Source organism: Pseudomonas sp. LBUM1640 (assembly GCF_059716225.1).
The window spans coordinates 5,635,523-5,658,284 of the sequence record NZ_CP166816.1; the positions used below are offsets into that span (position 1 = coordinate 5,635,523).

25 protein-coding genes are annotated in these 22,762 nt (G+C 60.5%); 10 read left to right on the forward strand and 15 right to left on the reverse strand.

What is annotated here, in order from left to right; genetic code table 11:
* Positions 1 to 135: 135 nt before the first annotated feature.
* The 6 genes from ACA065_RS24950 to ffh form a co-directional block, all read right to left on the reverse strand.
* On the reverse strand, positions 136 to 549 hold the full coding sequence (locus ACA065_RS24950) for an acyl-CoA thioesterase (protein ID WP_003193963.1): 414 nt from the start codon (positions 547 to 549) through the stop codon (positions 136 to 138).
* A gap of 81 nt (positions 550 to 630) precedes the next feature.
* Positions 631 to 981 (reverse strand): 50S ribosomal protein L19, encoded by a 351-nt coding sequence (gene rplS / locus ACA065_RS24955; RefSeq protein ID WP_003175895.1) that lies wholly within the window; start codon positions 979 to 981, stop codon positions 631 to 633.
* Between the two features lie 45 nt (positions 982 to 1,026).
* Positions 1,027 to 1,800, reverse strand: coding sequence for a tRNA (guanosine(37)-N1)-methyltransferase TrmD (trmD, locus tag ACA065_RS24960; RefSeq protein ID WP_024077235.1), 774 nt, complete (start codon positions 1,798 to 1,800; stop codon positions 1,027 to 1,029).
* The gene (rimM, locus tag ACA065_RS24965) at positions 1,782 to 2,318 is read right to left on the reverse strand and encodes a ribosome maturation factor RimM (protein ID WP_034128640.1); all 537 of its coding nucleotides are present in this window, start codon (positions 2,316 to 2,318) and stop codon (positions 1,782 to 1,784) included. Before rimM ends, trmD begins: the two co-directional genes overlap by 19 nt.
* Positions 2,319 to 2,323: 5 nt before the next feature.
* Positions 2,324 to 2,575 (reverse strand): 30S ribosomal protein S16, encoded by a 252-nt coding sequence (gene rpsP / locus ACA065_RS24970; RefSeq protein WP_003238923.1) that lies wholly within the window; start codon positions 2,573 to 2,575, stop codon positions 2,324 to 2,326.
* Positions 2,576 to 2,825: 250 nt separating this feature from the next.
* A complete protein-coding gene (gene ffh / locus ACA065_RS24975) occupies positions 2,826 to 4,202 on the reverse strand; it encodes a signal recognition particle protein (RefSeq protein ID WP_010207982.1) in 1,377 nt (458 codons plus the stop codon).
* Between the two features lie 219 nt (positions 4,203 to 4,421).
* Between ffh and ACA065_RS24980 the strand changes: the two genes are divergently transcribed.
* The gene (locus tag ACA065_RS24980; protein ID WP_497691952.1) at positions 4,422 to 5,234 is read left to right on the forward strand and encodes a cytochrome C assembly family protein; all 813 of its coding nucleotides are present in this window, start codon (positions 4,422 to 4,424) and stop codon (positions 5,232 to 5,234) included.
* Positions 5,235 to 5,246: 12 nt separating this feature from the next.
* Positions 5,247 to 6,485, forward strand: a complete 1,239-nt coding sequence (locus ACA065_RS24985) for a transporter associated domain-containing protein (protein WP_497691953.1) — start codon at positions 5,247 to 5,249, stop codon at positions 6,483 to 6,485.
* Between the two features lie 138 nt (positions 6,486 to 6,623).
* Here the strand turns inward: ACA065_RS24985 and ACA065_RS24990 are convergent, their stop codons facing one another.
* Complete coding sequence (locus tag ACA065_RS24990; RefSeq protein WP_497695362.1) at positions 6,624 to 7,460, reverse strand: IS3 family transposase; 837 nt, start codon at positions 7,458 to 7,460, stop codon at positions 6,624 to 6,626.
* Positions 7,457 to 7,762, reverse strand: a complete 306-nt coding sequence (locus tag ACA065_RS24995; RefSeq protein WP_497690620.1) for a transposase — start codon at positions 7,760 to 7,762, stop codon at positions 7,457 to 7,459. Before ACA065_RS24995 ends, ACA065_RS24990 begins: the two co-directional genes overlap by 4 nt.
* 340 nt (positions 7,763 to 8,102) lie before the next feature.
* On the opposite strand from ACA065_RS24995, the gene ACA065_RS25000 reads away from it, so the two are divergent.
* Positions 8,103 to 9,413 carry an MFS transporter gene (locus tag ACA065_RS25000; protein WP_065930390.1) on the forward strand — a complete coding sequence of 437 codons (1,311 nt, stop codon included), beginning with the start codon at positions 8,103 to 8,105 and terminating at the stop codon, positions 9,411 to 9,413.
* Between the two features lie 121 nt (positions 9,414 to 9,534).
* On the opposite strand, the gene purT is transcribed toward ACA065_RS25000, so the two are convergent.
* From purT to ACA065_RS25025, 5 genes are all read right to left on the reverse strand, one after another.
* Positions 9,535 to 10,716, reverse strand: a complete 1,182-nt coding sequence (gene purT, locus ACA065_RS25005) for a formate-dependent phosphoribosylglycinamide formyltransferase (RefSeq protein WP_185708145.1) — start codon at positions 10,714 to 10,716, stop codon at positions 9,535 to 9,537.
* Positions 10,717 to 10,785: 69 nt separating this feature from the next.
* Complete coding sequence (locus ACA065_RS25010) at positions 10,786 to 11,253, reverse strand: preQ0 transporter (RefSeq protein ID WP_497691954.1); 468 nt, start codon at positions 11,251 to 11,253, stop codon at positions 10,786 to 10,788.
* Positions 11,254 to 11,457: 204 nt separating this feature from the next.
* Positions 11,458 to 11,673 (reverse strand): DUF1289 domain-containing protein, encoded by a 216-nt coding sequence (locus ACA065_RS25015; protein WP_497691955.1) that lies wholly within the window; start codon positions 11,671 to 11,673, stop codon positions 11,458 to 11,460.
* Positions 11,670 to 12,194 (reverse strand): gamma carbonic anhydrase family protein, encoded by a 525-nt coding sequence (locus ACA065_RS25020; RefSeq protein WP_497691956.1) that lies wholly within the window; start codon positions 12,192 to 12,194, stop codon positions 11,670 to 11,672. Before ACA065_RS25020 ends, ACA065_RS25015 begins: the two co-directional genes overlap by 4 nt.
* A 36-nt stretch (positions 12,195 to 12,230) precedes the next feature.
* Positions 12,231 to 12,833, reverse strand: a complete 603-nt coding sequence (locus ACA065_RS25025; RefSeq protein ID WP_458292206.1) for a CoA pyrophosphatase — start codon at positions 12,831 to 12,833, stop codon at positions 12,231 to 12,233.
* 145 nt (positions 12,834 to 12,978) lie between these two features.
* Between ACA065_RS25025 and ACA065_RS25030 the strand changes: the two genes are divergently transcribed.
* From ACA065_RS25030 to nagE, 7 genes are all read left to right on the forward strand, one after another.
* The gene (locus ACA065_RS25030; RefSeq protein ID WP_497691957.1) at positions 12,979 to 13,527 is read left to right on the forward strand and encodes an NUDIX hydrolase; all 549 of its coding nucleotides are present in this window, start codon (positions 12,979 to 12,981) and stop codon (positions 13,525 to 13,527) included.
* A 36-nt stretch (positions 13,528 to 13,563) separates the two neighbouring features.
* Complete coding sequence (locus ACA065_RS25035; protein WP_497691958.1) at positions 13,564 to 14,067, forward strand: L,D-transpeptidase family protein; 504 nt, start codon at positions 13,564 to 13,566, stop codon at positions 14,065 to 14,067.
* A gap of 263 nt (positions 14,068 to 14,330) precedes the next feature.
* Complete coding sequence (locus ACA065_RS25040) at positions 14,331 to 15,089, forward strand: GntR family transcriptional regulator (RefSeq protein WP_497691959.1); 759 nt, start codon at positions 14,331 to 14,333, stop codon at positions 15,087 to 15,089.
* 10 nt (positions 15,090 to 15,099) lie between these two features.
* Positions 15,100 to 16,206 (forward strand): N-acetylglucosamine-6-phosphate deacetylase, encoded by a 1,107-nt coding sequence (gene nagA / locus ACA065_RS25045; protein WP_497691960.1) that lies wholly within the window; start codon positions 15,100 to 15,102, stop codon positions 16,204 to 16,206.
* A complete protein-coding gene (locus ACA065_RS25050) occupies positions 16,199 to 17,209 on the forward strand; it encodes an SIS domain-containing protein (protein WP_497695419.1) in 1,011 nt (336 codons plus the stop codon). The genes nagA and ACA065_RS25050 overlap by 8 nt, the downstream gene beginning before the upstream one ends.
* A 29-nt stretch (positions 17,210 to 17,238) precedes the next feature.
* A complete protein-coding gene (gene ptsP, locus ACA065_RS25055) occupies positions 17,239 to 19,749 on the forward strand; it encodes a phosphoenolpyruvate--protein phosphotransferase (RefSeq protein WP_497691961.1) in 2,511 nt (836 codons plus the stop codon).
* 26 nt (positions 19,750 to 19,775) lie between these two features.
* On the forward strand, positions 19,776 to 21,473 hold the full coding sequence (gene nagE, locus ACA065_RS25060) for an N-acetylglucosamine-specific PTS transporter subunit IIBC (protein WP_497691962.1): 1,698 nt from the start codon (positions 19,776 to 19,778) through the stop codon (positions 21,471 to 21,473).
* A gap of 135 nt (positions 21,474 to 21,608) precedes the next feature.
* On the opposite strand, the gene ACA065_RS25065 is transcribed toward nagE, so the two are convergent.
* Positions 21,609 to 21,908 carry a DUF6124 family protein gene (locus ACA065_RS25065; protein WP_497691963.1) on the reverse strand — a complete coding sequence of 100 codons (300 nt, stop codon included), beginning with the start codon at positions 21,906 to 21,908 and terminating at the stop codon, positions 21,609 to 21,611.
* 261 nt (positions 21,909 to 22,169) lie between these two features.
* Entirely contained in the window at positions 22,170 to 22,637 is a 468-nt protein-coding gene (locus ACA065_RS25070) for a RidA family protein (protein WP_497691964.1), read from the reverse strand.
* Positions 22,638 to 22,762: the final 125 nt, after the last annotated feature.

Here is a 22,762-nt window from a genome sequence, read left to right on the forward strand (position 1 = left end):
CAGGTTAATTACTGGGGTGTCGGGTAGATCCTATCGCAGGCAAGCCAGCTCCCACATGGGTTTTGTGTTTTGCTTGCTAGCATGATCAACATCGATCAAATGTGGGAGCAGCTTGCCGGCGATAGCGGTCTCGGATCAGTCAACAAACCCAGGCAACACCGGCACTGGCCGCTTGTCGGCATCAATTGCCACAAAGCTGAACACGCCCTGGATCGCCTTCTCACGCCCATCGGCGCTCATGCTTTCCACAAACACTTCGACTTCGACCTTAAGGCTGGTGTTGCCCACTTTGATCACGCGGCCGATCAGCTCAACGATGGAGCCGGCCGGGATCGCATGATTAAAATCGATACGGTCGGTGGACACCGTCACCAGCGGCAAGCGGCAAAAACGCGTAGCGGTGATGAACGACACTTCGTCCATCCATGCCAAAGCAGTGCCGCCGAACAGGGTGTTGTGGTGGTTGGTAGTCGGCGGGAATACGGCCTTGGTCACGTGGGTCACGGACAGGTCGGTGCGACGCTGGATTTCTTCGAGGCGGGTGGTCATGGACAAATACCGGCAATGGGCAAATTTCAGGCACAAAAAAGCAGCCCGTAGGCTGCTTTTTTCTGCATCGGGAAGCTGGACTTAAGCCAGTTTTTCCTTGATGCGAGCTGCTTTACCGGACAGGTCACGCAGGTAGTACAGCTTGGCTTTACGTACGTCACCGCGACGCTTAACGGCCATGCTGTCGATTTGCGGGCTGTAGGTCTGGAAAGTACGCTCTACGCCAACACCGTTGGAGATTTTACGAACAGTGAAAGCACTGTTCACACCACGGTTACGCTTGGCGATTACCACGCCTTCGAACGCTTGCAGACGCGAACGGTCGCCTTCCTTCACTTTCACCTGAACGACAATAGTGTCGCCTGGGGCAAAGGTAGGGATCTCTTTGGTCATCTGCTCTGCTTCGAGTGCAAGGATGATTTTGTTAGTCATGCTGTGCTCCTAAGGTAAGTCGTCGGACCTACCATCGATACGTTGTTAACTATCGTCCCGCGCGAGGATGTATTCCTCGAGCAGCTTCTTCTCTTCTCCAGAAAGCGAGCGGCTTTCCAGAAGATCGGCGCGTCGTTCATAGGTCCGACCAAGGGACTGCTGTAAACGCCAACGCCGGATGTGTGCGTGATTGCCACTTAGCAATACGTCGGGAACACGCTGATCCGCATACACCTCCGGTCGGGTGTAGTGCGGGCAATCCAGCAAACCATCCGTGAAGGAATCTTCCTCCGCGGAGTCCGCATGCCCTAAAGCTCCAGGCAGCAGTCGTGTAACCGCATCTATCAGGACCATCGCCGGCAGCTCGCCGCCAGACAGGACATAGTCCCCAATCGACCACTCTTCATCGACATGAGCTTCAATAAACCGCTCGTCAATGCCTTCATAGCGGCCGGCAATCAGGATTAATGCTTCCTCATTCGCCAGTTCGCGTACCGCAGCCTGTTTCAGCTGGCGGCCTTGAGGGGACAGGTAAATTACCTTCGCCTTCTCCCCGGCAGCTGCCTTGGCCTGAACCAACGCGTCTTCCAGGGGCTTGATCTTCATCACCATGCCCGGGCCACCGCCAAATGGGCGATCGTCCACAGTGTGATGTCGATCCGTCGTGTAGTCTCGCGGGTTCCAACAGGTAAGCTGCAACAGCCCCTGTTTCACCGCCCGACTGGTGATGCCGTACTCGCTGATGGCGGAGAACATCTCGGGAAACAAACTGATCACTTCAATGCGCAAATTAGCCACGCTTAGAAGTCCGCGTCCCATTCCACCTTCATCTCGCCCGCTGCCAGGTCGACGGTCAACACGCATTGCTCGGTATACGGCAACAGGCGTTCACGATCATCCAGGCTGCCAGCGCAAGGCTTGACCACCATTACATCATTGGCGCCGGTTTCCAGAAGATGATCGATTTTCCCGAGCAATTGCCCGAGTTGATCAATAACCTTCAGACCTTCCAGCTGGTACCAGTAGTACTCGCCGTCGGTCAATTCAGGGAACAGGTTGCGCGGCACGCAGATCTCATAACCGGCCAGAAGACGAGCTTCTTCACGATCATCAAGACCCTTGAGCTTTGCGACCAGGAACTTATCGCTCCCGCGTCCACTGACCAGCTCGACCTGTTTCACACTACCTTCGCGCTTGAGCGTCCAGGTTTTGTACTGCAACAGGTTTTCAGTCGGATCAGTAAAGGAATACACCTTCACTTCGCCGCGAACGCCATGAACAGAGTAAATCTTGCCGATAACGATCAAATCATCAGCAACAGCTGGCGTCGCGTTCATATTGCTCAGGCTGCGGCCTTAGCCGAGTCCTTCAACAACTTGGCAACACGCTCGGATGGCTGTGCACCAACGCTCAGCCAGTAGGCTACGCGCTCTTGGTTCACGGACAGACGAACTTCTTGACCACGAGCGATCGGGTTGAAGAAGCCAACTTGTTCCTTGTGAGAGCCGTCACGTGGGTTGCGGCTGTCAGTTACGGTCAAGTGGTAAAACGGGCGCTTTTTGGAGCCGCCAAGGGCAAGACGGATTGTTAGCATGTGAACATCGTTCCTGTAGTCGGTGCTGCAAATCTAAATGCACAGCGGGCATAGGTGCCCGAAAGGCCGCATATTCTAAGGAATATCCGGACTTTTGCAAATGTCTTTTTCTGGCGCCTATCAGCGTGCCACTCAGATCTGCTATAGAGCCGTCGGTTAAAACGGCGAGTCAGCGCCCGCCAATAGCGGGTTTGCTGGAGATCCCACTTCCGTGTGGGTCGGAGCGCAAGCGTGCTTGCGCTCGAATACTTTACATTTTAGGCATGCCGCCGCCGGGCAACATACCGCCCATGCCGCGCATCATCTTGGCCATTCCGCCTTTGGCGGAGAATTTCTTCATCATCTTCTGCATCTGCTTGTGCTGCTTGATCAAGCGACCGATGTCCTGCACCTGGGTGCCGGAGCCCATGGCGATCCGACGTTTGCGCGAACCGCTGATCAGCTCAGGGTCGCGGCGCTCGGCCGGGGTCATGGAGTTAATGATGGCTTCCATCTGCTTGAACTGCTTCTCTGCCGCGCCCTGGGCATTGCCCATTTGCGCCAGGTTCACACCGCCAATGTTCGGCAGTTTGTCCATCAGGCCGCCTAAGCCGCCCATGTTCTTCATCTGTTGCAGCTGGTCACGGAAGTCTTCGAGGTCGAAGCCCTTGCCCTTCTTCAGCTTCTTGGCCAGTTTGTCGGCCTTGTCTTTGTCGAGCGTGGCTTCGGCCTGTTCGATCAGGCTGAGCACGTCACCCATGCCGAGGATACGCGAGGCGATACGCTCAGGGTGGAACGGCTCGAGCGCGTCGCTCTTCTCGCCCATACCGATGAACTTGATCGGCTTGCCGGTGATGGCCCGTACCGACAGCGCAGCACCGCCACGGGCGTCGCCGTCAACCTTGGTCAGGATCACACCGGTCAGCGGCAGTGCATCGCCGAAGGCCTTGGCGGTGTTGGCCGCATCCTGGCCGGTCATGGCGTCGACCACGAACAGCGTCTCGACCGGGTTGATCGCGGCATGCAGCGCCTTGATCTCGCCCATCATCTCTTCATCGATGTGCAGGCGACCGGCGGTATCGACGATGACCACGTCGATGAATTTCAGCTTGGCTTCTTTAATAGCCGCGTTGGCAATGTCGACCGGCTTCTGGCTCAGGTCGGACGGGAAGAAGGTCACCCCCACTTCGCCCGCGAGCATTTCCAGCTGTTTGATGGCCGCCGGACGGTACACGTCGGCCGACACCACCATGACGGATTTCTTTTTGCGCTCTTTAAGGAAGCGCGCCAGCTTGCCGGCGGTGGTGGTCTTACCCGCACCTTGCAGACCGGCCATCAGCACAACGGCCGGTGGCACGGCGCTGAGGTTCAAATCTTCGTTGGCCGCGCCCATCAGGCTTTCGAGTTCGGCCTGGACGATCTTCACGAAGGCCTGGCCTGGGGTGAGGCTGCGGGACACTTCGGTGCCGACCGCGCGCTCTTTGACCGAGTTGACGAAGTCCTTCACCACCGGCAAGGCCACGTCGGCTTCCAGCAACGCCATGCGCACTTCACGCAGGGTGTCTTTAATATTGTCCTCGGTCAGCTTGGCCTTGCCCGTTACGTGGCGCAGCGTCTGCGAGAGACGGTCAGTCAAGTTTTCAAACATGCGCGATCCTTTCTGGCCCTATGGTAGACCGAGGTAATGACGGCCCAGGCTGTGGTAAATCGCTATTAAAAACAGCGCTCGGCGAGCCTGCGGCGTGGGCAGGTCGCGGATTATAGCGAAGACTGCGCCTGTGCACACCCGCTGTCTGGCCCGGGAGTCTTTCGTGCAGCGCAGGTGTGTGCCAAACTCAGCGCCTTTCGGGCTTGTCTATCAGGATTTATGGTCCCCTTGTCACCCAGTTTGCTACCCAGCCTCGCCGCCGCCATTTTGTACGCCGCTGCGACTCTCTATCAGGGCACTCGTCTGGCCCAAGGCACGAAAGCGGACAAACGTCTGCTGGTAGGCCTGGGCGTCGTCGCCCTGCTGGCCCACGCCGCGAGCCTGTTCACCCACTTAATGACGCCGGTTGGCCTGGGCCTGGACTTTTTCAGCGCCGCCAGCCTGATCGCCGCTGCCGTCATCGCACTGACGCTGCTGGCCTGCTATCGCATACCGGTGGAAAACCTGTTGGTGCTGTTATTCCCGCTGGGGGTGCTGACAGTGCTGCTGGCGCAATTCACCCCGACCGGCACCGTACAGGTGATCGACGAGGAGCCGGGCATCCTCGCGCACATCCTGCTGTCGATCCTGGCCTACGGCATGTTCACCATCGCGGTGTTCCAGGCCTTGCTCCTGCTGCTGCAGGACCACCAGCTTAAAAACAAGCACCCGTCCGGGCTGATCAAAAATTTCCCGCCGCTGCAAACCATGGAAAGCCTGCTGTTCGGCTTCCTCTGGGCCGGCTGGACGCTGCTGTCGCTGTCGTTGATTTCCGGCTGGCTGTTCGTCGAAAACCTTTTCGCCCAGCACCTGGTGCACAAAACCCTGCTGGCGTGCCTGGCCTGGGTGGTGTTCAGCGTGTTGCTGTGGGGGCGTAACCGCCTCGGCTGGCGCGGGCACAAGGCAATCCGCTGGACCCTGGCCGGTTTCTGCCTGCTGATGCTGGCCTATTTCGGCAGCAAGCTGGTTCGCGAATACATCCTGCATATCTGACGGGCAGCCATCATGGACAACTTGCCCCTTGGGCCGATGCTCGCGGTAATTGCCTTGCTGGTGTTATGGGCAACGCTGTTTACCGCCATTGAAGCCGCGCAACAACACTTGCTGGCCCTGCGCCCCGGCACACGCCAGGGTGACAAGGCGGCTGCCCGCCTGAATTTCCCGCGTAATAGCCTGATTTTGTGCAACAGCCTGTGTCGCGCCGCCGTGGTAATTCTTTGCACGCTGCTGGCGATTTACGCCTGGGCGCAGAACGGCCCGTGGCTCGGCTGGCTGATCTCCTGCGCGATCCTGCTGGTGCTGGCCGACTACTTGCCGCGCGCCCTCGCCGTTCGCCACCCGCAAGCCGTGCTGGGCTTTGGCAACACGCTGTTGGGCGTGCCGCTGAAAATCCTCTACCCCATCGCCTGGTTGCTCAATGGCATCAGCCTGATGTTGCTGCGCCCGTTCACGCGCAAATCCGGTGTGGTGAAAAAGAGCGACGAGCCGCTGCCCGACCATGACGATGAACCGCAGCCCGAGGCCGACGATAATCGCACGCCCGGCATGCCCGGCATCCATGCCCTGGACAACATCACGGTCAACGACATCCTGGTGCCGCGCAGCGAAGTAGACGGTATCAACCTGGATGACTCGCTCGAAGAAATCATCGAGCAACTGCGCACTTCCCAGCGCACGCGCCTGCCGGTGTTCCACAGTGACATCAACCAAGTCGAAGCCGTGCTCAATACGCGACAGATCCAGCACCTGCTGCCCGACGCCAGCCTGACCAAGGAAGCCCTGCTCGCCGCTTGCCACGAGCCCTACTTCGTCCCGGAAAGTACGCCGCTGCAACTGCAACTGCTGAACTTCCACAAACAGCAGCGGCGCCTGGGCATGGTGGTGGACGAATACGGCGAAGTGCTGGGCATTGTCACCCTCGAAGACATCCTCGAAGAGATCGTCGGCGAATTCGAAAGCGATCAGGCGGTGGACAACCCGCATATCGAAGCGCAACCCGACGGCCGCTACATCATCGACGGCGCCGCGTCGATCCGCGAACTCAACAAGAGCCTGGGCTGGCATTTGCCCAGCGACGGCCCCAAGACCCTCAACGGCTTGGTGACCGAAGCGCTGGAGACCATTCCGGACTGTGCGGTGTGCCTGAAAATAGGCCGCTATCGCCTGGAAATCCTCGAGACCGAGGACAACCGCGTGAGCAAGGTACTGATCTGGCACACCAGCCGAGTGCCGGTCGCCGCCTGACCTCCTGCTGGACACTGTTCAAACTGTGGGAGCTGGCTTGCCTGCGATGGCATCACCTCGGTGCTCCTGATACACCCAGGCGCCTGAATCGCAGGCAAGCTGATCTGGTCCAGTAATTTTGGACATTCTTTTCGGTTCTCAAGCGGCCATCTTTTCTGCCGCTGCCGGCGAGTGATATCCGTTGTAGCTGTGGCGCCTTACATTGTTGTAGCGCGCCACATATCGGTTGATATCAACACGGGCCTCGAACTCTGAATCGTAACCGTCTTCAGGGACCCATTCGGATTTCAAACTGCCAAAGAAGCGCTCCATCGGGGCGTTATCCCAACATTGGCCTTTTCGACTCATGCTTTGCTTTAGCTCATGGGCCATCAGTTCGTCCCTGAATTTATGACTGGTGTATTGGCATCCCTGGTCTGAGTGAAACAGCACGCCTTTCGGTTGCCCTCTCAGCTCAACGGCCATGCGCAGCGATACACTTGCTAGAGTCGCATCGGCGACCAATGAGTAAGACCATCCCACCACCCGTCGTGCAAATAGATCCAAAACCACGGAGAAATAGAGCCAGCGTTTACCTATCTGGATGTAGGTGATATCTGCGCACCAGACTTTGTTGATATCCGCCACATAAAACTCACGGTCCAGCACGTTCTCAGCTATCAGCGACTCAGCGCCCGACGATTTGTACTTATGGGGTCTGCGTTGGCTGCTGGAGATCCCGGCTTCCTTCATCAAACGACTAGCCATGTAGCGTCCAACTTTATGCTCTACACCCTGCATATCCTTGGCGAGCGTTCGGGCGCCGGCTGAACCTTTTGAGGCTTTGTGGAACTTGATCAGCACAACTTTGAGCGCTTCGCGCTCCGGGTTGGTTTTCCCCTGGCGCTGACGCCAGGCGTAGTAGCTGCTGCGGTTGACTTCAAACACTCGGCAGCAATCCGAAATGCCATACTGTTCGCCTAGCTCGCTGATCAGAGGGAATGATCTTTGGAGTCCAAAAGCAGGAGAACACTGGCCTTTTTTAGGATTTCGATATCCCTTTCTTTCTGCCTGAGCAGAGCTTTGAGTCCCTGTATTTGTTTTTGGTCGGCGGTAATGGCCTTTGTGCCAGCTAGCGTTGAGCCTGTACGTTCTTTCCTGACCTGCTCAACCCATCGGCGCAAGGCTGTAGGGCCGATATCGAGGTTGGCACAGACCTCGGGAACAGGCTGATCTTGATCGAGCACCATGCTTGCTGCATTGAGCTTAAACTCGCTGGAATAGGACTTTCGCATCATCATGCACACCTTAGATTTGGGCGCCATCATAGCGCCCTATTGATGTGTCCAATTTCATTAGGCCAGATCAAGCCAGCTCCCACATTGATCCGGTTTCCAGCCAAGAGATCCTCGTCAGCCCCCTTGTTGTATGTTCAAACCCCTTCCTATAATCGAGCCGGCTTACCCAAGCCCCGCCCGACCGCGTGCTACCCGCACTCAGCGCGTCCAGGCACTGCTTTACCGTGTCTGACCGGTGTTTGCTCCCATCCCGAGCCGCCCCGCGCACACCTCTGACCCATGGGTGTTCGACCAATAATAATCCGCGTCCAAACGCGCAATGACCGTCAGGGATACCTCAATGAGCACCACCTATAACGAGGCCGCGACCGCCGCCCCGCTCAACTCGACCGCACGGGTTGCGACCGCGAGCATTGTCGGCACCGCCATCGAGTTCTACGATTTCTACATCTACGCCACGGCTGCTGCGCTGGTGATCGGCCCGGTGTTCTTCCCGCAGACCTCCGGCACCGCGCAGATGCTGGCGTCGTTCCTGACCTTCGGTATCGCCTTTATCGCTCGCCCGCTGGGCTCAGCGCTGTTCGGTCACTTTGGTGATCGTATCGGGCGCAAATCCACGTTGGTCGCTTCGTTGCTGCTGATGGGCGTGTGCACCACGTTGATCGGCTTGCTGCCGGGCTATGACAGCATCGGCGCCTGGGCCCCGATCCTGTTGTGTGTGCTGCGTTTCGGCCAGGGCCTGGGGCTTGGCGGTGAATGGGGTGGCGCGGCGTTGCTGGCCACCGAGAACGCACCGAAGGGCAAGCGCGCCTGGTTCGGCATGTTCCCGCAACTGGGCCCGTCGATTGGCTTTCTGGCGGCCAACGGCCTGTTCCTGATCCTGGCCATGAGCCTCAACGACGAACAGTTCCGCAGCTGGGGCTGGCGTATCCCGTTCATCCTCAGCGCCGCGCTGGTGATGGTCGGCCTGTATGCACGCCTCAAATTGCATGAAACCCCGGTGTTCGCCAACGCCGTCGCTAAGGAAGCACCGGTGAAAGTGCCGCTGGTAGAGTTGTTCAGCCAACATTGGCTGCCGGTACTGCTGGGCGCCGCCTCGATGGTGGTGTGCTATGCGCTGTTCTACATCACCACCGCGTTTTCCCTGAGTTATGGGGTTTCGACGCTGGGCTACAGCCGCGAAATGTTCCTCGGTTTGCTGTGCTTTGCGGTGCTGTTCATGGGCTTGGCCACGCCGCTGGCAGCCTTGGCCAGCGACCGTTACGGGCGCAAGCCAGTGCTGATCGTCGGCGCAGTCCTGGCAATTCTGTCGGGTTTCACCATGGAGCCGTTGCTCACCCACGGCTCTACCTGGGCGGTGGCGTTGTTCCTGGCGCTGGAGCTGTTCCTGATGGGTATCACGTTTGCCCCAATGGGCGCGATGCTGCCGGAACTGTTCCCGACGCGCGTGCGTTATACCGGCGCTTCAGCGGCGTATAACCTGGGTGGGATCGTCGGCGCTTCGGCTGCACCGTTCTTCGCGACCAAGCTGGTGGCGATGGGCGGGCTGAGTTATGTCGGCGGGTATGTGTCGGCGGCAGCGTTGCTCAGCCTGATTGCTGTGCTGTGCCTGAAAGAGACGCGGGATAACGATTTGAACAAGGTCGCCTGAACGCAGATCGTTCCCACGCTCTGCGTGGGAACGGCTCTTGTGACGCAGAGCGTCACGCTTTGGGACGCAGAGCGCCCGGGGCTGCATTCCCACGCAGAGCGTGGGAACGATCTGCGTGGGGTTACAGCTCTACAACAACAGCCTTGGAAGCACGAGTCGCCTTGGCCCGAGCCGCCTCAATCGACTCATCCCGCGCCAATGCCACGCCCATCCGGCGCTGGCCATTCACTTCTGGCTTACCAAACAGACGCAACGCCGTGTCCGGCTCGCTCAAAGCAGCGCCGAGGTTGGCGAACGCGGTCTGGGTCGACTGCCCTTCCACCAGAATAACCGCCGAAGCCGAAGGCCCGAACTGACGGATCAAAGGAATCGGCAGGCCCAGAATGGCGCGAGCGTGCAGCGCGAACTGCGACAGGTCCTGAGAAATCAGCGTTACCAAACCCGTGTCATGCGGACGCGGCGACACTTCGCTGAACCACACCTGATCGCCCTTGATGAACAATTCCACGCCAAACAGGCCACGACCGCCCAAGGCCTCGGTCACCGCTTTGGCAACCCGCTCGGATTCCGCCAGGGCAATCGGGCTCATGGCTTGCGGCTGCCAGGATTCCTGGTAGTCGCCTTTCTCCTGACGGTGGCCGACCGGCGCGCAGAAGGTGGTGCCGCCGATGTGGCGCACGGTCAGCAGGGTGATCTCGTAATCGAAGTCGATAAAGCCTTCGATGATCACGCGGCCTTTACCGGCACGCCCGCCTTCCTGGGCGTACTCCCAGGCTTTTTGCACGTCGTCCGCGCTGCGCAGCAGGCTCTGGCCCTTGCCCGAAGAGCTCATCACCGGCTTGACCACGCACGGGAAGCCCAGGTCTTGCACAGCCTTGCTGTAGTCTTCGAAGGTGTCGGCAAAGTGGTACGGCGAGGTGGGCAGGTCCAGCTCTTCGGCGGCCAGGCGGCGGATGCCTTCACGGTTCATGGTCAGCGAGGTGGCACGCGCGGTTGGGATCACGGTGAAGCCTTCGGCTTCCAGCTCTACCAGCGTGGCGGTGGCGATGGCTTCGATTTCCGGCACGATGAAGTGCGGTTTTTCCGCTTCGATCACCGCACGCAGGGCGGCGCCGTCGAGCATATTGATCACATGGCTACGGTGCGCCACCTGCATGGCCGGCGCGTTGGCGTAGCGATCCACGGCAATCACTTCAACGCCCAGGCGTTGCAGCTCGATTACCACTTCCTTGCCCAGCTCACCGCAGCCACACAGCAAAACGCGGGTCGCGGTTGGCGACAATGGAGTTCCGATTCGGGTCATCTCAGGTCCTCAGGGGAGCGGATCATGGGGAGAAAGGCCGGCATTTTACATGAACTGCAAGAATTGGCCTCAGTTGGCGACGGCCCGTTTGCGCATGCGCCAGGCCATGATCAGCCACACCACGGTGACGCCTGCGAATTTTGACACCAGCGCCGTGCCCGCCACCGCCGGCGTCAGCGCGCCGATCAGGCCGAAGAAGATAAACGTATCGAGGGGAATGCTCAGCGCCGAACTTATCCACAGGCGGTCATGCAGCGGGCGCCTGGTGATGCTGAACACCAGCCAGTCAATGCATTCGGACACCGCAAACGCCGTGGCACTGGCCAGGGCGATGGACGGGTCGGAGGTGATATACGACAGCACCAGCGCCGCCAGCATGGCGATGATTGCGCCATGGCCGAAGCGGGTTTGCACCATGTCGCGCAGGATAAACACCAGGCCACCCCAGGCAGACCAGATGACATCCAGGTGCGGGGCGGTGGAAAAGGCGAAGTTGATCAGCACGACGCTGCTGATGTAGGCGATCAGGAAGAGCATGAGGGACGAACCTGTGGGTAATGCCGCACAGGGTAATGCACAGCAATCATTGTGGCGAGGGAGCTTGCTCCCGCTGGGGCGCGAAGCGGCCCTAAAAGGGGCGATAGCGGCGTACCTGAAGAAATGCAGTCGCCTGATAAGGGGCCGCTTCGCAGCCCAGCGGGAGCAAGCTCCCTCGCCACAAGAAAGCAGCTCTCCTACAAATCAGGCGCCAGATTTGCCCGGCATCATCCACACCAACCCACTCGCCTTCGCCCGCTCATGGCACAACCCCAACACCACCCGGCGCTCGGCATTGTCCATGCGGCTCCAGCGTGTGATCTCCTCCACCGTACGCTGGCAACCCGTGCAAATGTCGTCATCATCCAACGCGCAAATGCTCACGCACGGCGAGGCGACGGGGCGTTCAATCGGGTTCATTCTTCCTGCTCAACCAGGTCACGCGCATAACGCTGTGAGTTATGCACATAGTGCGCGGCGCTGGCTTCAAGCATGCGCTTCTGCGCCTCGGTCAGCTCACGCACCACCTTACCCGGCGAGCCCATCACCAGCGAACCATCGGGAATTTCCTTGCCTTCGCCGATCAGCGAATTGGCGCCGATGATGCAATGCTTGCCGATCTTGGCGCCATTGAGGATCACCGCGTTGATGCCGATCAGGCTGTAGTCGTCGACGGTGCAGCCGTGCAGCATGGCGTTATGGCCGATGGTCACGCCGGTGCCCAGGGTCAGCGGGTAGCCTATGTCGGTGTGCATCACGCTGCCGTCCTGCACGTTGCTGTTCTTGCCGATCAGGATCAACTCGTTGTCGCCGCGCAACACCGCGTTGAACCACACGTTGGCGCCCTCTTCCAGTTTGACCTTGCCGACCAGCGTGGCATTCGGCGCCACCCAGCTGTGCGGATGAGTCTCGACGCGGGCGTCGCCCAGGCGGTATTTCATGGTGTGTCCTCACGGCGGTGCCATTCAAGCGATGGCTCAGGTATTGATGAAGCTTTTGGGCGGGTGATGCAGGCTGATCTGGGCGTCGTCATAGAGCAGGTTGATCAGCTCGACAATCATGATTGCCGTCAGCCCCCAGATCTTGTATTCGCCAAACCGATAGCTGGGCACATACCAACTGCGGCCCTGGTAATCGATGCGGTGGGTGTGTTCGCGCGGGTCCTGGCGGAAAAACTCCAAGGGCACGCTGAAGACCGCAGCGATTTCGGCATCATTGGCCAGGTATTCGACGTAATCGGGGATAACACCGACATAGGGCGTTACACGAATGCCGTGCAAGGAGATCAGTGGGCTCAACGGGCCAATGACTTCCACCAGGCCGGGCGGCAGGCCGATTTCTTCTTCGGCCTCACGTAGCGCGGTAAAGATCAGGTCCGGGTCTTCGGGGTCACGCCGTCCGCCGGGGAACGCCACTTCGCCGCCGTGGGTCGACAGGCCACTGGCGCGCAGGGTCAGGATCAGCTCAGGTTCGTCGCTGCGGGTAATCGGCACCAACACGGCGGCCTCGGGGAAACGCCCGTCGGTTTCCAGTGTGTGAGGGGTGTGATTGCTTACCCGGCGAAGTAGCTCGTCCAGCATGAGTCATCTCGGTCTGTTGGCTACCTTGCATCATGCACCAAAGCGGGCAGGCACCCAACCCCAAACCCTGCGCATGTCGCGAAACGACAACTTGCAGGGCCCTGCCCGCCAAGCCAAGATAGGCCCACTCTCCAGGAACCCCAGCATGAACTTCTGCAGCCAGTGCGGTAAACCGGTTACCCAGCGCATTCCCGAAGGCGACTCACGCCTGCGTTTTGTGTGTGATCACTGCTCGACCATTCATTATCAGAACCCCAATATCGTCGCCGGCACCGTGCCGGTGTGGGCCGATAAAGTGCTGCTGTGCCGCCGCGCCATCGAGCCGCGCCTGGGTTACTGGACCCTGCCCGCAGGTTTTATGGAGAACGGCGAGTCGGTGGAGCAGGCCGCCATGCGCGAAACCCTGGAAGAAGCCTGCGCCCGCGTGCGCAACCTGAGCATTTACACGCTGATCGATGTGCCGCACATCAGCCAGGTGCATGTCTTCTACCGCGCCGAGCTGGTCGACCTGGACTTCGCCGCCGGCCCCGAAAGCCTCGAAGTGAAGCTGTTCGATGAAGCCGATATCCCTTGGTCAGAGCTGGCTTTCCGCACGGTCGGGCGTACTTTAGAATACTTTTTCGCTGACCGCCGCCAGCAGGCGTTCCCGGTGCGCAGCGAAGCTGTACCGCCCATGGGCAAACCCACCGAATAAAAAACCGGCAGATAGCCTCTAAGGGAAACCGTTTTAATGCGTCTGTTGCTCGCTTTGATCTGCCTGTCGTTTGCTACATTTTCGTCGGCCTCCACGGTGGAAACCCTCGGCGGCAAACCTGTCGAAAAAATCCTGGTGCTCAAGTCCGCCCACCAGTTGCAGTTGATCAATGACGGCAAGCCGCTCAAGACCTATCGCATTTCGCTCGGTAAAAACCCCAAAGGCACCAAGCTGATGGAAGGCGACCGCCGCACGCCGGAAGGCTTTTATTGGATCGACTGGCGCAAAACCAGCGACCGCTTCAACCTGGCCATGCACATCTCCTACCCCAATATCAGCGACTCCGCCCGCGCGCGCCGCGAAGGCGTGAAGCCGGGCAGCATGATCATGATCCACGGCACCCCCGACACCGAGGAATACCCGGAACAGTGGTTCCACACCCTGGACTGGACCGACGGCTGCATCGGCATGCGCAACGTGGACATGCGCGAAGTCTGGAACCTGGTCAAAGACGGCACCATGATCGAGATTCGTCCGTAACTTCGTACCGTTCGTAAAATAATTTGAAAATAATTCCTGCCCCTGGCAGCGCCTGCCGGTGAATACCAGTTCACCGCGCCGGGCTGCGTAGTTCTGCGCGCGTTAAAGACCTCTCTAATACCACTTGATACCAAGCACCAATAAAGCGCCCATAAACCGGTATTCGCACCGTTTTGGCAGCATTGACATGGTATTTAAGTGGTATTAATTTCCGGCCATTACCGGGCGACAACACTCCAATAACCGCATCGGAAACCTCACAGATGAATCCCATCCAGACGCTGCGCCCCGACGACAAACAATCCACGCCGCTGTACCTGCAACTGGCGCGCAACCTGGAAGCGGCGATCCATGCCGGCCAGTGGAAATCCGAGCAGGCTTTGCCGTCGGAACGCGCCCTCAGCGAGCAGTTGAGCATCTCGCGGGTGACCGCACGTAAAGCGCTGGAAGTGTTGTTTGCCCAAGGCCTGATTCGCCGCAGCCAAGGCTCCGGTACGTTTATCACGCCGCGCCTGGAACAACCGCTGTCGCGCCTGTCGGGCTTCAGCGAGATGCTGCGGCTCAAGGGTTTTGTGCCTACTTCCCAGTGGCTGGAGCGCGACATCACCCCGCCGACCCACGAAGAGCTGATCCGCCTGTGCCTGTCACCCACCGACAAAGTCGCGCGCCTGAAACGTCTGCGTAAGGCCGATGACACGGTGATGGCGATTGAAATGACCGCCATGCCCGCCTCGGTGCTGCCACATCCGCAAGCCATCGGCAATTCGCTGTACGAATACCTGGAAAGCATCGGCAAGCCCATCGTGCGCGCCCTGCAGCACATCCAGGCGATCAACGCCTCGGATGAGTTCGCCAAGCTGGTGGGCATTGCCCCCGGCACCGCCATGCTGCTGATGACGCGGGTCGGCTACACCGCCGACAACACGCCGATTGAAATCACCGACACCTACTGCCGCAACGACTACTACGACTTTGTCGCAGAGCTGCGCCGTCATGACTATTCCGCTGAATTGCGACGTTAGAGAACTGCCCATGTCCGAAGACAATATCCTCACGCCCCACGGCTGGATTCGCGGCCGCCTGGTGCACGAACACGGCAAAGTGGTCGCCATCGAAGGCACGCCGTGCGACCCGGCTGACAACGATTTGCCCTACCTGCTACCGGGCTTTATCGACCTGCACGTACACGGTGGTGGTGGCAAAGACATCATGGAGGGCGTTGACGCCTTCGAGACCATCACCCGCACCCACGTGCGTTTTGGTACGACGTCACTACTCGCCACCACCATGACGGCACCGGTGGACGAAATCACCCGCGTGCTTGGCGAACTCGGCAGTTTCTGTGAACAGCGCCCAACCGGCAGCGCCCGTGTACTCGGCGTGCACCTGGAAGGCCCTTACATCAACCCTGGCAAACTCGGCGCCCAGCCCAACTTCGCCCACACAGCGCTGATGGCCGAAGTGGAGGCCTATCTGCAATTGGCGCCGATCCGGGTGATCACCATCGCCCCGGAAATCGCCGGGCATGACGGCCTGATCCGCGCGCTCAGCCAACGCGGCGTGCGCATGCAAATCGGCCACACCCTGGGCAGCTATGAGGAAGGCGTCGCCGCCCTCGCCGCCGGCGCCACCAGTTTCACGCATTTGTACAACGCCATGAGCCCGCTGCATCACCGCGAGCCGGGCATCGTCGGCGCCGCGCTGGCCCACGCTAAATACGCAGAATTGATCCCCGACCTGCTGCATGTGCACCCCGGCGCCATGCGCGTAGCCCTGCGTTCGATCCCGTGCCTGTACTGCGTGACCGATTCCACCGCCGCTGCCGGCATGCCCGATGGCGAGTACAAGTTGGGCAGCCACACCGTGACCAAATGCCTGGGCGGCGTGCGCCTGGCTGACGGCACCTTGGCCGGCAGCACCCTGACCATGGATCAGGCGCTGCGCAACCTGGTGAAAATCGGCCTGCCCATCAGTGAAGCCTCACAACGCCTGTCGCAATTTCCTGCCGACTACCTGGGCCTGGAAGAACGCGGCCGCCTGCAACCGGGCAGCTTTGCCGACTGCGTGCGCCTGGACCGCAACCTGCACCTCACCGACGTAATGGTCGAAGGAGAAACCATTGACTTCAAAAATGCTTGAAGAGGCCCTGGCCTCTTGTGACGCCGTCGCAGCACAATTGCAGCGCCTGGACCCGATGCTCGAAGAGATCGCCGGGCGCCTGCGCCGTCAGCCACCGCAAGTGGCCATGACTATTGCGCGTGGCAGCTCGGACCATGCCGCCAGCTATTTCGCCTACCTGGCCATGCAGCATGTGGGCATCCCGGTGGCGTCGTTGCCGATGTCGGTAGTGACCTTGTTGCAGGCGCCGCTGAAAGTCAGCGGTCAGGTGGCGTTCGGTTTCTCGCAGTCGGGGCAAAGCCCGGACCTGGTCAACAGCCTGCGCCTGCTGCGCAAACGCGGCGCGCTGAGCATTTCGCTGGTCAACGCCGAAGACTCACCGCTGGAAGCTTCCTGCGAATTCCACCTGCCGCTGTGCGCCGGGCCGGAACACAGCGTGGCCGCGACCAAAAGCTTTATCGCCACCCTCAGCGCCAGCGCGCAATTGGTCGGCCACTGGAACCAGGAAGCCGACTTGCTGCAAGCCTGCCGCGCCTTGCCCGATGAGTTGCGTGCCGCTGCCAAACAGGATTGGAGCACCGCCATCGAGGCCTTGCGTGGCTGCCAGCAATTGATGGTGATCGGCCGCGGCGCCGGCTTTGCCGTCGCCCAGGAAGCCGCGCTCAAGCTCAAGGAAACCTCGGCGATCCAGGCCGAAGCCTTCAGCAGCGCCGAAGTGCGTCACGGGCCGATGGCCCTGATCGACGAGAACTACCCGCTGCTGATATTCGCCCCACGTGGCGCCGAGCAAGCCGGCCTGTTGAGCCTGGCCGCCGACATGCGCCAACGCGGTGCCCGCGTGCTGCTGGCCGCGCCGGACGACATCGCCGAACGCGACCTGACCCTGAGCCGCGCCGAACACCCAAGCCTGGACCCGATCCTGGCGATCCAAAGCTTTTACGTAATGGCCGCAGGCCTGGCGCAAGCTCGGGGCATGGACCCGGACCAGCCGCGCCACCTGAGCAAAGTTACCCGCACTCACTGAGTCGCGTTTTCCTGATGAGTACCGTGCCCATGTCCAACAAGAATAATGAATTAACCCTAAGCGCCCCACTCAGTGGCCCGGTGCTGAGCCTGGGCAACGTTCCCGACGAAGTGTTCGCCAGCGGCGCCATGGGCGACGGTATTGCCATCGACCCGCTCAACGATTGCCTGCATGCACCGTGTGACGGCGTGATCATCCACGTCGCCCGCACCGGGCATGCGCTGACGATTCGCGCCGAAAACGGTGCCGAGGTGCTGATGCATGTGGGCATCGACACAGTAGAGCTGAACGGCGAAGGGTTTGCGCTGCTGGTGAAGGACGGCGCGCGGGTCAGCAAGGGCCAGGCGCTGGTGCAGTTTGATTTGGACCGCATTGCACGCCAGTGCAAAAGCCTGGTCAGCCTGATTATTCTCACCAATGGCGAGCGCTTCGAGCTACGGCCGTTGGCAGGAAACACCGTCAAGGTCGGTGAGCCATTGCTGCAGATCGTGGCGCGCTCAACGGCAACGACGCAGGCGGCTGTGGATAACTCAGTCACCGAAGTCCGCGCCAGCGTGCGCATCACTCACCGGGGCGGTTTGCATGCGCGCCCCGCTGCGTTAATCCGCAAGACCGCGCAAGGCTTCAGCAGCCAGGCGCAGTTGCACTTCGCCGGTAAATCGGCGCCGTGCGACAGCCTGATTGGCTTGATGGGGCTGGGCATCGGTGAAGGCGACGAGGTGCGCGTTACCTGTCGCGGCAAGGATTGCGAGGCGGCGTTGCAGGCGTTGGTGGCCGCGCTGTCGGTGGCCGTCAGTGAAGAACACCATGCGCCAGTGGCCGTTGCTGCGCGCCGTGCAAATACCGAAGTTGGCGTACTGCAAGGCGTGTGTGCTGCACCGGGCCTGGTCTGTGGGCCGCTGTTCCGTCTTACCGGTATCGAACTGCCGGCAGACACCGGCAACCACTCGGCCGACGAACAACTGCAGCGGCTGGATGCGGCTCTTGAGCAAGTGCGCGGTGAGATCCGCACAACCCTGGACCACGCCCGCCAACGCAAACATATCGAAGAAGAAGAGATCTTCGCCGCCCACCTCGCCCTGCTCGAAGACCCAGCCCTGCTGGATGCGGCCACCGCTGCCATCGAGCAAGGCAGCGCCGCCACCCACGCCTGGCGCGACGCGATCCAGGCGCAATGCGCGGTGTTGCTGGCGCTCGGCAAGCCGCTGTTTGCCGAACGTTCCAATGACCTGCGGGACTTGCAGCAACGCGTGCTGCGCGCCCTGCTGGGTGAAACCTGGCACTTCGAATTGCCTGCCGGGGCGATTGTCAGCGCCCATGAACTGACGCCATCCGACCTGCTGCAGCTGAGCGCGCAAAACGCCGCCGGCATCTGCATGGCTGAAGGTGGGGCGACGTCTCATGTGGCCATTTTGGCGCGTGGCAAAGGCTTGCCTTGTGTGGTGGCGTTGGGCGCGGAAGTGCTCGATGTGCCGCAAGGCCAACGCGTGGTACTCGACGCGGTCAATGGGCGCCTGGAACTGGCACCCAGCGAAGCGCGCCACGCCGAAGTGCATCAGATTCGCGACGCGCAAAACGTCCGCCGCCAACAGCAACAGGCCCAAGCGCAACAACCGGCGCAAACCCGCGACGGCGTGAGCATCGAAGTGGCCGCCAATGTCGCCTCCAGTGCCGAGGCCCAAGTGGCCTTTGAAAACGGCGCCGATGGTGTCGGCCTGCTGCGCACCGAGTTCCTGTTTGTCGACCGCCGCACCGCGCCGGATGAACAGGAACAGCGCCAGGCCTATCAAGCCGTGCTGGATGCCATGGGCGACAAATCGGTGATCATCCGCACCATCGACGTGGGCGGTGACAAGCAGCTCGACTACCTGCCGCTGCCCGTGGAGGCCAACCCAGTGTTGGGCTTGCGCGGTATTCGCATGGCTCAGGTGCGCCCCGAACTGCTCGACCAGCAACTGCGCGCGCTGCTGCAAGTCAGCCCGCTGCAACGTTGCCGCATCCTGCTGCCGATGGTCAGCGAAGTGGATGAACTGCTGCAGATCCGCCAGCGCCTGGATGAGCTGTGTGCCGAGCTGGGGCTGACACAGCGCCCAGAGCTGGGCGTGATGATCGAAGTGCCCGCCGCCGCGCTGATGGCCGAGCAGTTGGCCAAACATGCGGACTTTTTGTCCATCGGCACCAATGACCTGTCCCAGTACACCCTGGCCATGGACCGCGACCACGCCGGCCTCGCCGCGCGGGTCGATGCCCTGCACCCGGCGCTGCTGCGGCTGATCGCGCAGACCTGCGCGGGCGCGGCCAAACACGGGCGTTGGGTGGGTGTATGCGGCGCGCTCGCGTCCGACCCGCTGGCCACGCCAGTGCTTGTCGGCCTGGGCGTCAGCGAGCTGTCGGTGAGCCCGCCGCAAATCGGAGAAATCAAGGACCGCGTCCGCCACCTGGACGCGGCTCAATGCCGGCAACTCAGCCAAAGCTTGCTCGACCTGAGCAGCGCCAAGGCGGTTCGCCAAGCCTGTCAACACCACTGGCCGCTGAGCTGAAAACAACAAGAATAGGGAGACACGCCATGTACCAACATTTTATCGAAGGCTTACAACGCCTGGGCCGCGCGCTGATGCTGCCGATCGCGATCTTGCCGATCGCCGGCCTCCTGCTGCGCCTGGGCGACACCGACTTGCTCAACATCGCGGTGATGCACGACGCCGGGCAAGCGATCTTCGCCAACCTCGCGCTGATCTTCGCCATCGGTATCGCCGTGGGCTTTGCCCGTGACAATAACGGCACGGCGGGTTTGGCCGGGGCGATTGGTTACCTGGTGATGGTCTCCACGCTCAAGGTGATGGACACCAGCATCAACATGGGCATGCTCGCCGGTATCGCCAGCGGCTTGATGGCGGGCGGGCTGTACAACCGGTTCAAGGACATCAAGCTGCCGGAGTACCTCGCCTTCTTTGGCGGGCGACGGTTTGTACCGATTGTCACCGGCTTTTCGGCAGTGGGCCTGGGCGTGATTTTCGGCCTGATCTGGCCGCCGATCCAGCACGGCATCAACAGCTTCGGCGTACTGCTGATGGAGAGCGGCAGCTTCGGCGCCTTCGTGTTTGGCGTATTCAACCGCCTGCTGATCGTCACCGGCCTGCACCATATCCTCAACAACATGGCGTGGTTCGTGTTTGGCACCTTCACCGACCCGACCACCGGCGCCGTCGTCACTGGCGACCTGACCCGCTACTTCGCCGGCGACCCCAAAGGCGGCCAGTTCATGACCGGCATGTTCCCGGTGATGCTGTTCGGCCTGCCCGCCGCGTGCCTGGCGATGTACCGCAACGCGCTGCCGGAACGCCGCAAAGTGATGGGCGGGATTTTCCTGTCGATGGCGCTGACCTCGTTTTTGACCGGCGTGACAGAGCCGATTGAATTCGCGTTCATGTTCCTTGCGCCGTTCCTGTACCTGATTCATGCGGTGCTCACCGGCCTGTCGATGGCCGTGACCAATATGCTCAATATCCACCTCGGTTTTACCTTCTCCGGAGGGTTTATCGACATGGTGCTCGGCTGGGGCAAGTCCACCAACGGCTGGCTGGTGTTCCCGGTGGGGTTGGCGTACGCGGTGATCTACTACAGCGTGTTCAACTATTGCATCCGCCGCTTTAACCTCAAAACTCCGGGGCGTGAAGATATCCAGGTGGTGCAGGCAGAAGCGATGAGTGATAACCAGCGCGCCAGTGCGTATATCCGCGCGCTGGGCGGTGCGGCTAACTTGCTGAGTGTCGGCGCCTGTACCACGCGCCTGCGCTTGGACATGGTGGATCGCAACAAGGCGGTGGATGCTGAGCTCAAGGCGCTGGGCGCCATGGCTGTAGTTCGGCCGGGCAATGGCGGCAGTTTGCAGGTAGTGGTTGGGCCGATGGCCGATAGCATTGCTGATGAGATTCGCTTGGCGATGCCTTCGTATGTTGCCGCTGCGCCTGTGACGGTCGCGCCTGTGGATAAACCAGTTGCGGTGAATGTGCAGGAAGCCGAGAAATGGCTGAGCGCCTTGGGTGGTCGAGGGAATGTGCGGCAGCTGGACGCCGTGGCGATGACCCGGCTGAGGGTGGAACTGGGGGATGATTCAGTGTTGTCGGAGGCTGACCTCACTGCGCTCGGTTGCCAAGGGGTGAGCCAGCTGGACAGCGGTGTTTGGCACTTGTTGATTGGTGACAAGGCCTTAGGTTTGGGTGAGGCTTTGGAGCGGTTGGTTACCCGCCCTATCAACGCCTGACCGATCGTTCCCACGCTCTGCGTGGGAATGCCGCCCAGGACGCTCCGCGTCCCGCCGTTGCGAACGGCTCAAGCCCTGCGCAAGGGTGGACGCGGAGCGTCACAGGATGCATTCCCACGCGGAGCGAGGGAACGATCAGCTAGCGGTGGGTGCTGGTACTTCGTGAAGATCCAATACCCGATCCACCATCAACTGAATACCTTCCAGCATCCGATGAATCCCCAACACCGCATCACGCTGCGGGCCGTCGATGTCAAACGCCAGATTGCCCGCCAGCGCCTGCACGGATGCCAGGTCTTGGGAGGCATTGGCGAGGAGGGTTTCGCTGTTCAGGTTGGGTAGTACGGTGAAGATTTGATCGGTGGGCGAATCACCAACCTGCTGGGATTCGGATTGAAACAAGGTTGAACCAGATCGCAAGTTTTCGCTGATCATCATAAAGCTCCAAACGTAATAGGCTCCTAGTGAAATTCAGGCTTGCAGTCCTGGTCACCACATTGGCAGCGACCCGAGAAGATTAGTGACGCCAGTTCCGAGGGACAACCTGAAAGGCCTGTGGGAAAGGTCTGAGGTGCCTGTCCCGACGTCTTCGCGAGCAGGTCGAATAGGCCTTAACCGACAACAAAAAACCCGCTGACCGAACCGGCCCAGCGGGTTTCTTTTATTCACAACCGGCGAATCAACACTCCAGCCGCATTACTTCGCCGCAATGCACTCGATTTCCATCCGGGCATCATAGGCCAACTGGTTACCGCCGAACGCGCTGCGCGCCGGGTAAGGTTTTTTGAAGTACTCCTTGTACACGTCATTGAAGGCTGGCCACTCTTTGATATCGGCCAGCATCACCGTGCACTTGACCACATCCTTGAGCTCGTAGCCGTTAGCCTTGAGCGTGGCTTTGATGTTGTCCAGGGCCTGGCGGGATTCCGGCACGATGCCGCCTGGCACCAGCTTGTTGGAGCCGGCTGCGTCACCGATTTCGCCCGAGGTGTAGAACACTTTGCCCACTCGTACACCATCGGAGAATGGCAGGTTGAAACGCCCCGAATCATAGAATTGGACATTGCTCTTGGCCTTGACTTCGGGTTTGCCAGCCCACGCGCCTCCGGCGCCGATCAACATAGCCGCCAGAGCACTGCCTGCGATCCACTGGTTTTTCTTCATTTAGGAACACCTTCTCGACTGGGTCTAAGCCCGAGACATCCACGCGCCCGCCGATGCGGATGCATTGTCTCGTAGCACCTGCGCGGCACACTACCGTCGCTGGCGACAAAGCCTCTGTAGGGGTT

Bases quoted from the DNA above. Each gene is read 5' to 3' on its own strand.
- ACA065_RS24950 (WP_003193963.1), bottom strand. From the start codon at position 549: ATGACCACCCGCCTCGAAGAAATCCAGCGTCGCACCGACCTGTCCGTG.
- rplS (WP_003175895.1), bottom strand. From the start codon at position 981: ATGACTAACAAAATCATCCTTGCACTCGAAGCAGAGCAGATGACCAAA.
- trmD (WP_024077235.1), bottom strand. From the start codon at position 1,800: ATGGGACGCGGACTTCTAAGCGTGGCTAATTTGCGCATTGAAGTGATC.
- rimM (WP_034128640.1), bottom strand. From the start codon at position 2,318: ATGAACGCGACGCCAGCTGTTGCTGATGATTTGATCGTTATCGGCAAG.
- rpsP (WP_003238923.1), bottom strand. From the start codon at position 2,575: ATGCTAACAATCCGTCTTGCCCTTGGCGGCTCCAAAAAGCGCCCGTTT.
- ffh (WP_010207982.1), bottom strand. From the start codon at position 4,202: ATGTTTGAAAACTTGACTGACCGTCTCTCGCAGACGCTGCGCCACGTA.
- ACA065_RS24980 (WP_497691952.1), top strand. From the start codon at position 4,422: ATGGTCCCCTTGTCACCCAGTTTGCTACCCAGCCTCGCCGCCGCCATT.
- ACA065_RS24985 (WP_497691953.1), top strand. From the start codon at position 5,247: ATGGACAACTTGCCCCTTGGGCCGATGCTCGCGGTAATTGCCTTGCTG.
- ACA065_RS24995 (WP_497690620.1), bottom strand. From the start codon at position 7,762: ATGATGCGAAAGTCCTATTCCAGCGAGTTTAAGCTCAATGCAGCAAGC.
- ACA065_RS25000 (WP_065930390.1), top strand. From the start codon at position 8,103: ATGAGCACCACCTATAACGAGGCCGCGACCGCCGCCCCGCTCAACTCG.
- purT (WP_185708145.1), bottom strand. From the start codon at position 10,716: ATGACCCGAATCGGAACTCCATTGTCGCCAACCGCGACCCGCGTTTTG.
- ACA065_RS25010 (WP_497691954.1), bottom strand. From the start codon at position 11,253: ATGCTCTTCCTGATCGCCTACATCAGCAGCGTCGTGCTGATCAACTTC.
- ACA065_RS25015 (WP_497691955.1), bottom strand. From the start codon at position 11,673: ATGAACCCGATTGAACGCCCCGTCGCCTCGCCGTGCGTGAGCATTTGC.
- ACA065_RS25020 (WP_497691956.1), bottom strand. From the start codon at position 12,194: ATGAAATACCGCCTGGGCGACGCCCGCGTCGAGACTCATCCGCACAGC.
- ACA065_RS25025 (WP_458292206.1), bottom strand. From the start codon at position 12,833: ATGCTGGACGAGCTACTTCGCCGGGTAAGCAATCACACCCCTCACACA.
- ACA065_RS25030 (WP_497691957.1), top strand. From the start codon at position 12,979: ATGAACTTCTGCAGCCAGTGCGGTAAACCGGTTACCCAGCGCATTCCC.
- ACA065_RS25035 (WP_497691958.1), top strand. From the start codon at position 13,564: ATGCGTCTGTTGCTCGCTTTGATCTGCCTGTCGTTTGCTACATTTTCG.
- ACA065_RS25040 (WP_497691959.1), top strand. From the start codon at position 14,331: ATGAATCCCATCCAGACGCTGCGCCCCGACGACAAACAATCCACGCCG.
- nagA (WP_497691960.1), top strand. From the start codon at position 15,100: ATGTCCGAAGACAATATCCTCACGCCCCACGGCTGGATTCGCGGCCGC.
- ACA065_RS25050 (WP_497695419.1), top strand. From the start codon at position 16,199: ATGCTTGAAGAGGCCCTGGCCTCTTGTGACGCCGTCGCAGCACAATTG.
- ptsP (WP_497691961.1), top strand. From the start codon at position 17,239: ATGTCCAACAAGAATAATGAATTAACCCTAAGCGCCCCACTCAGTGGC.
- nagE (WP_497691962.1), top strand. From the start codon at position 19,776: ATGTACCAACATTTTATCGAAGGCTTACAACGCCTGGGCCGCGCGCTG.
- ACA065_RS25065 (WP_497691963.1), bottom strand. From the start codon at position 21,908: ATGATCAGCGAAAACTTGCGATCTGGTTCAACCTTGTTTCAATCCGAA.
- ACA065_RS25070 (WP_497691964.1), bottom strand. From the start codon at position 22,637: ATGAAGAAAAACCAGTGGATCGCAGGCAGTGCTCTGGCGGCTATGTTG.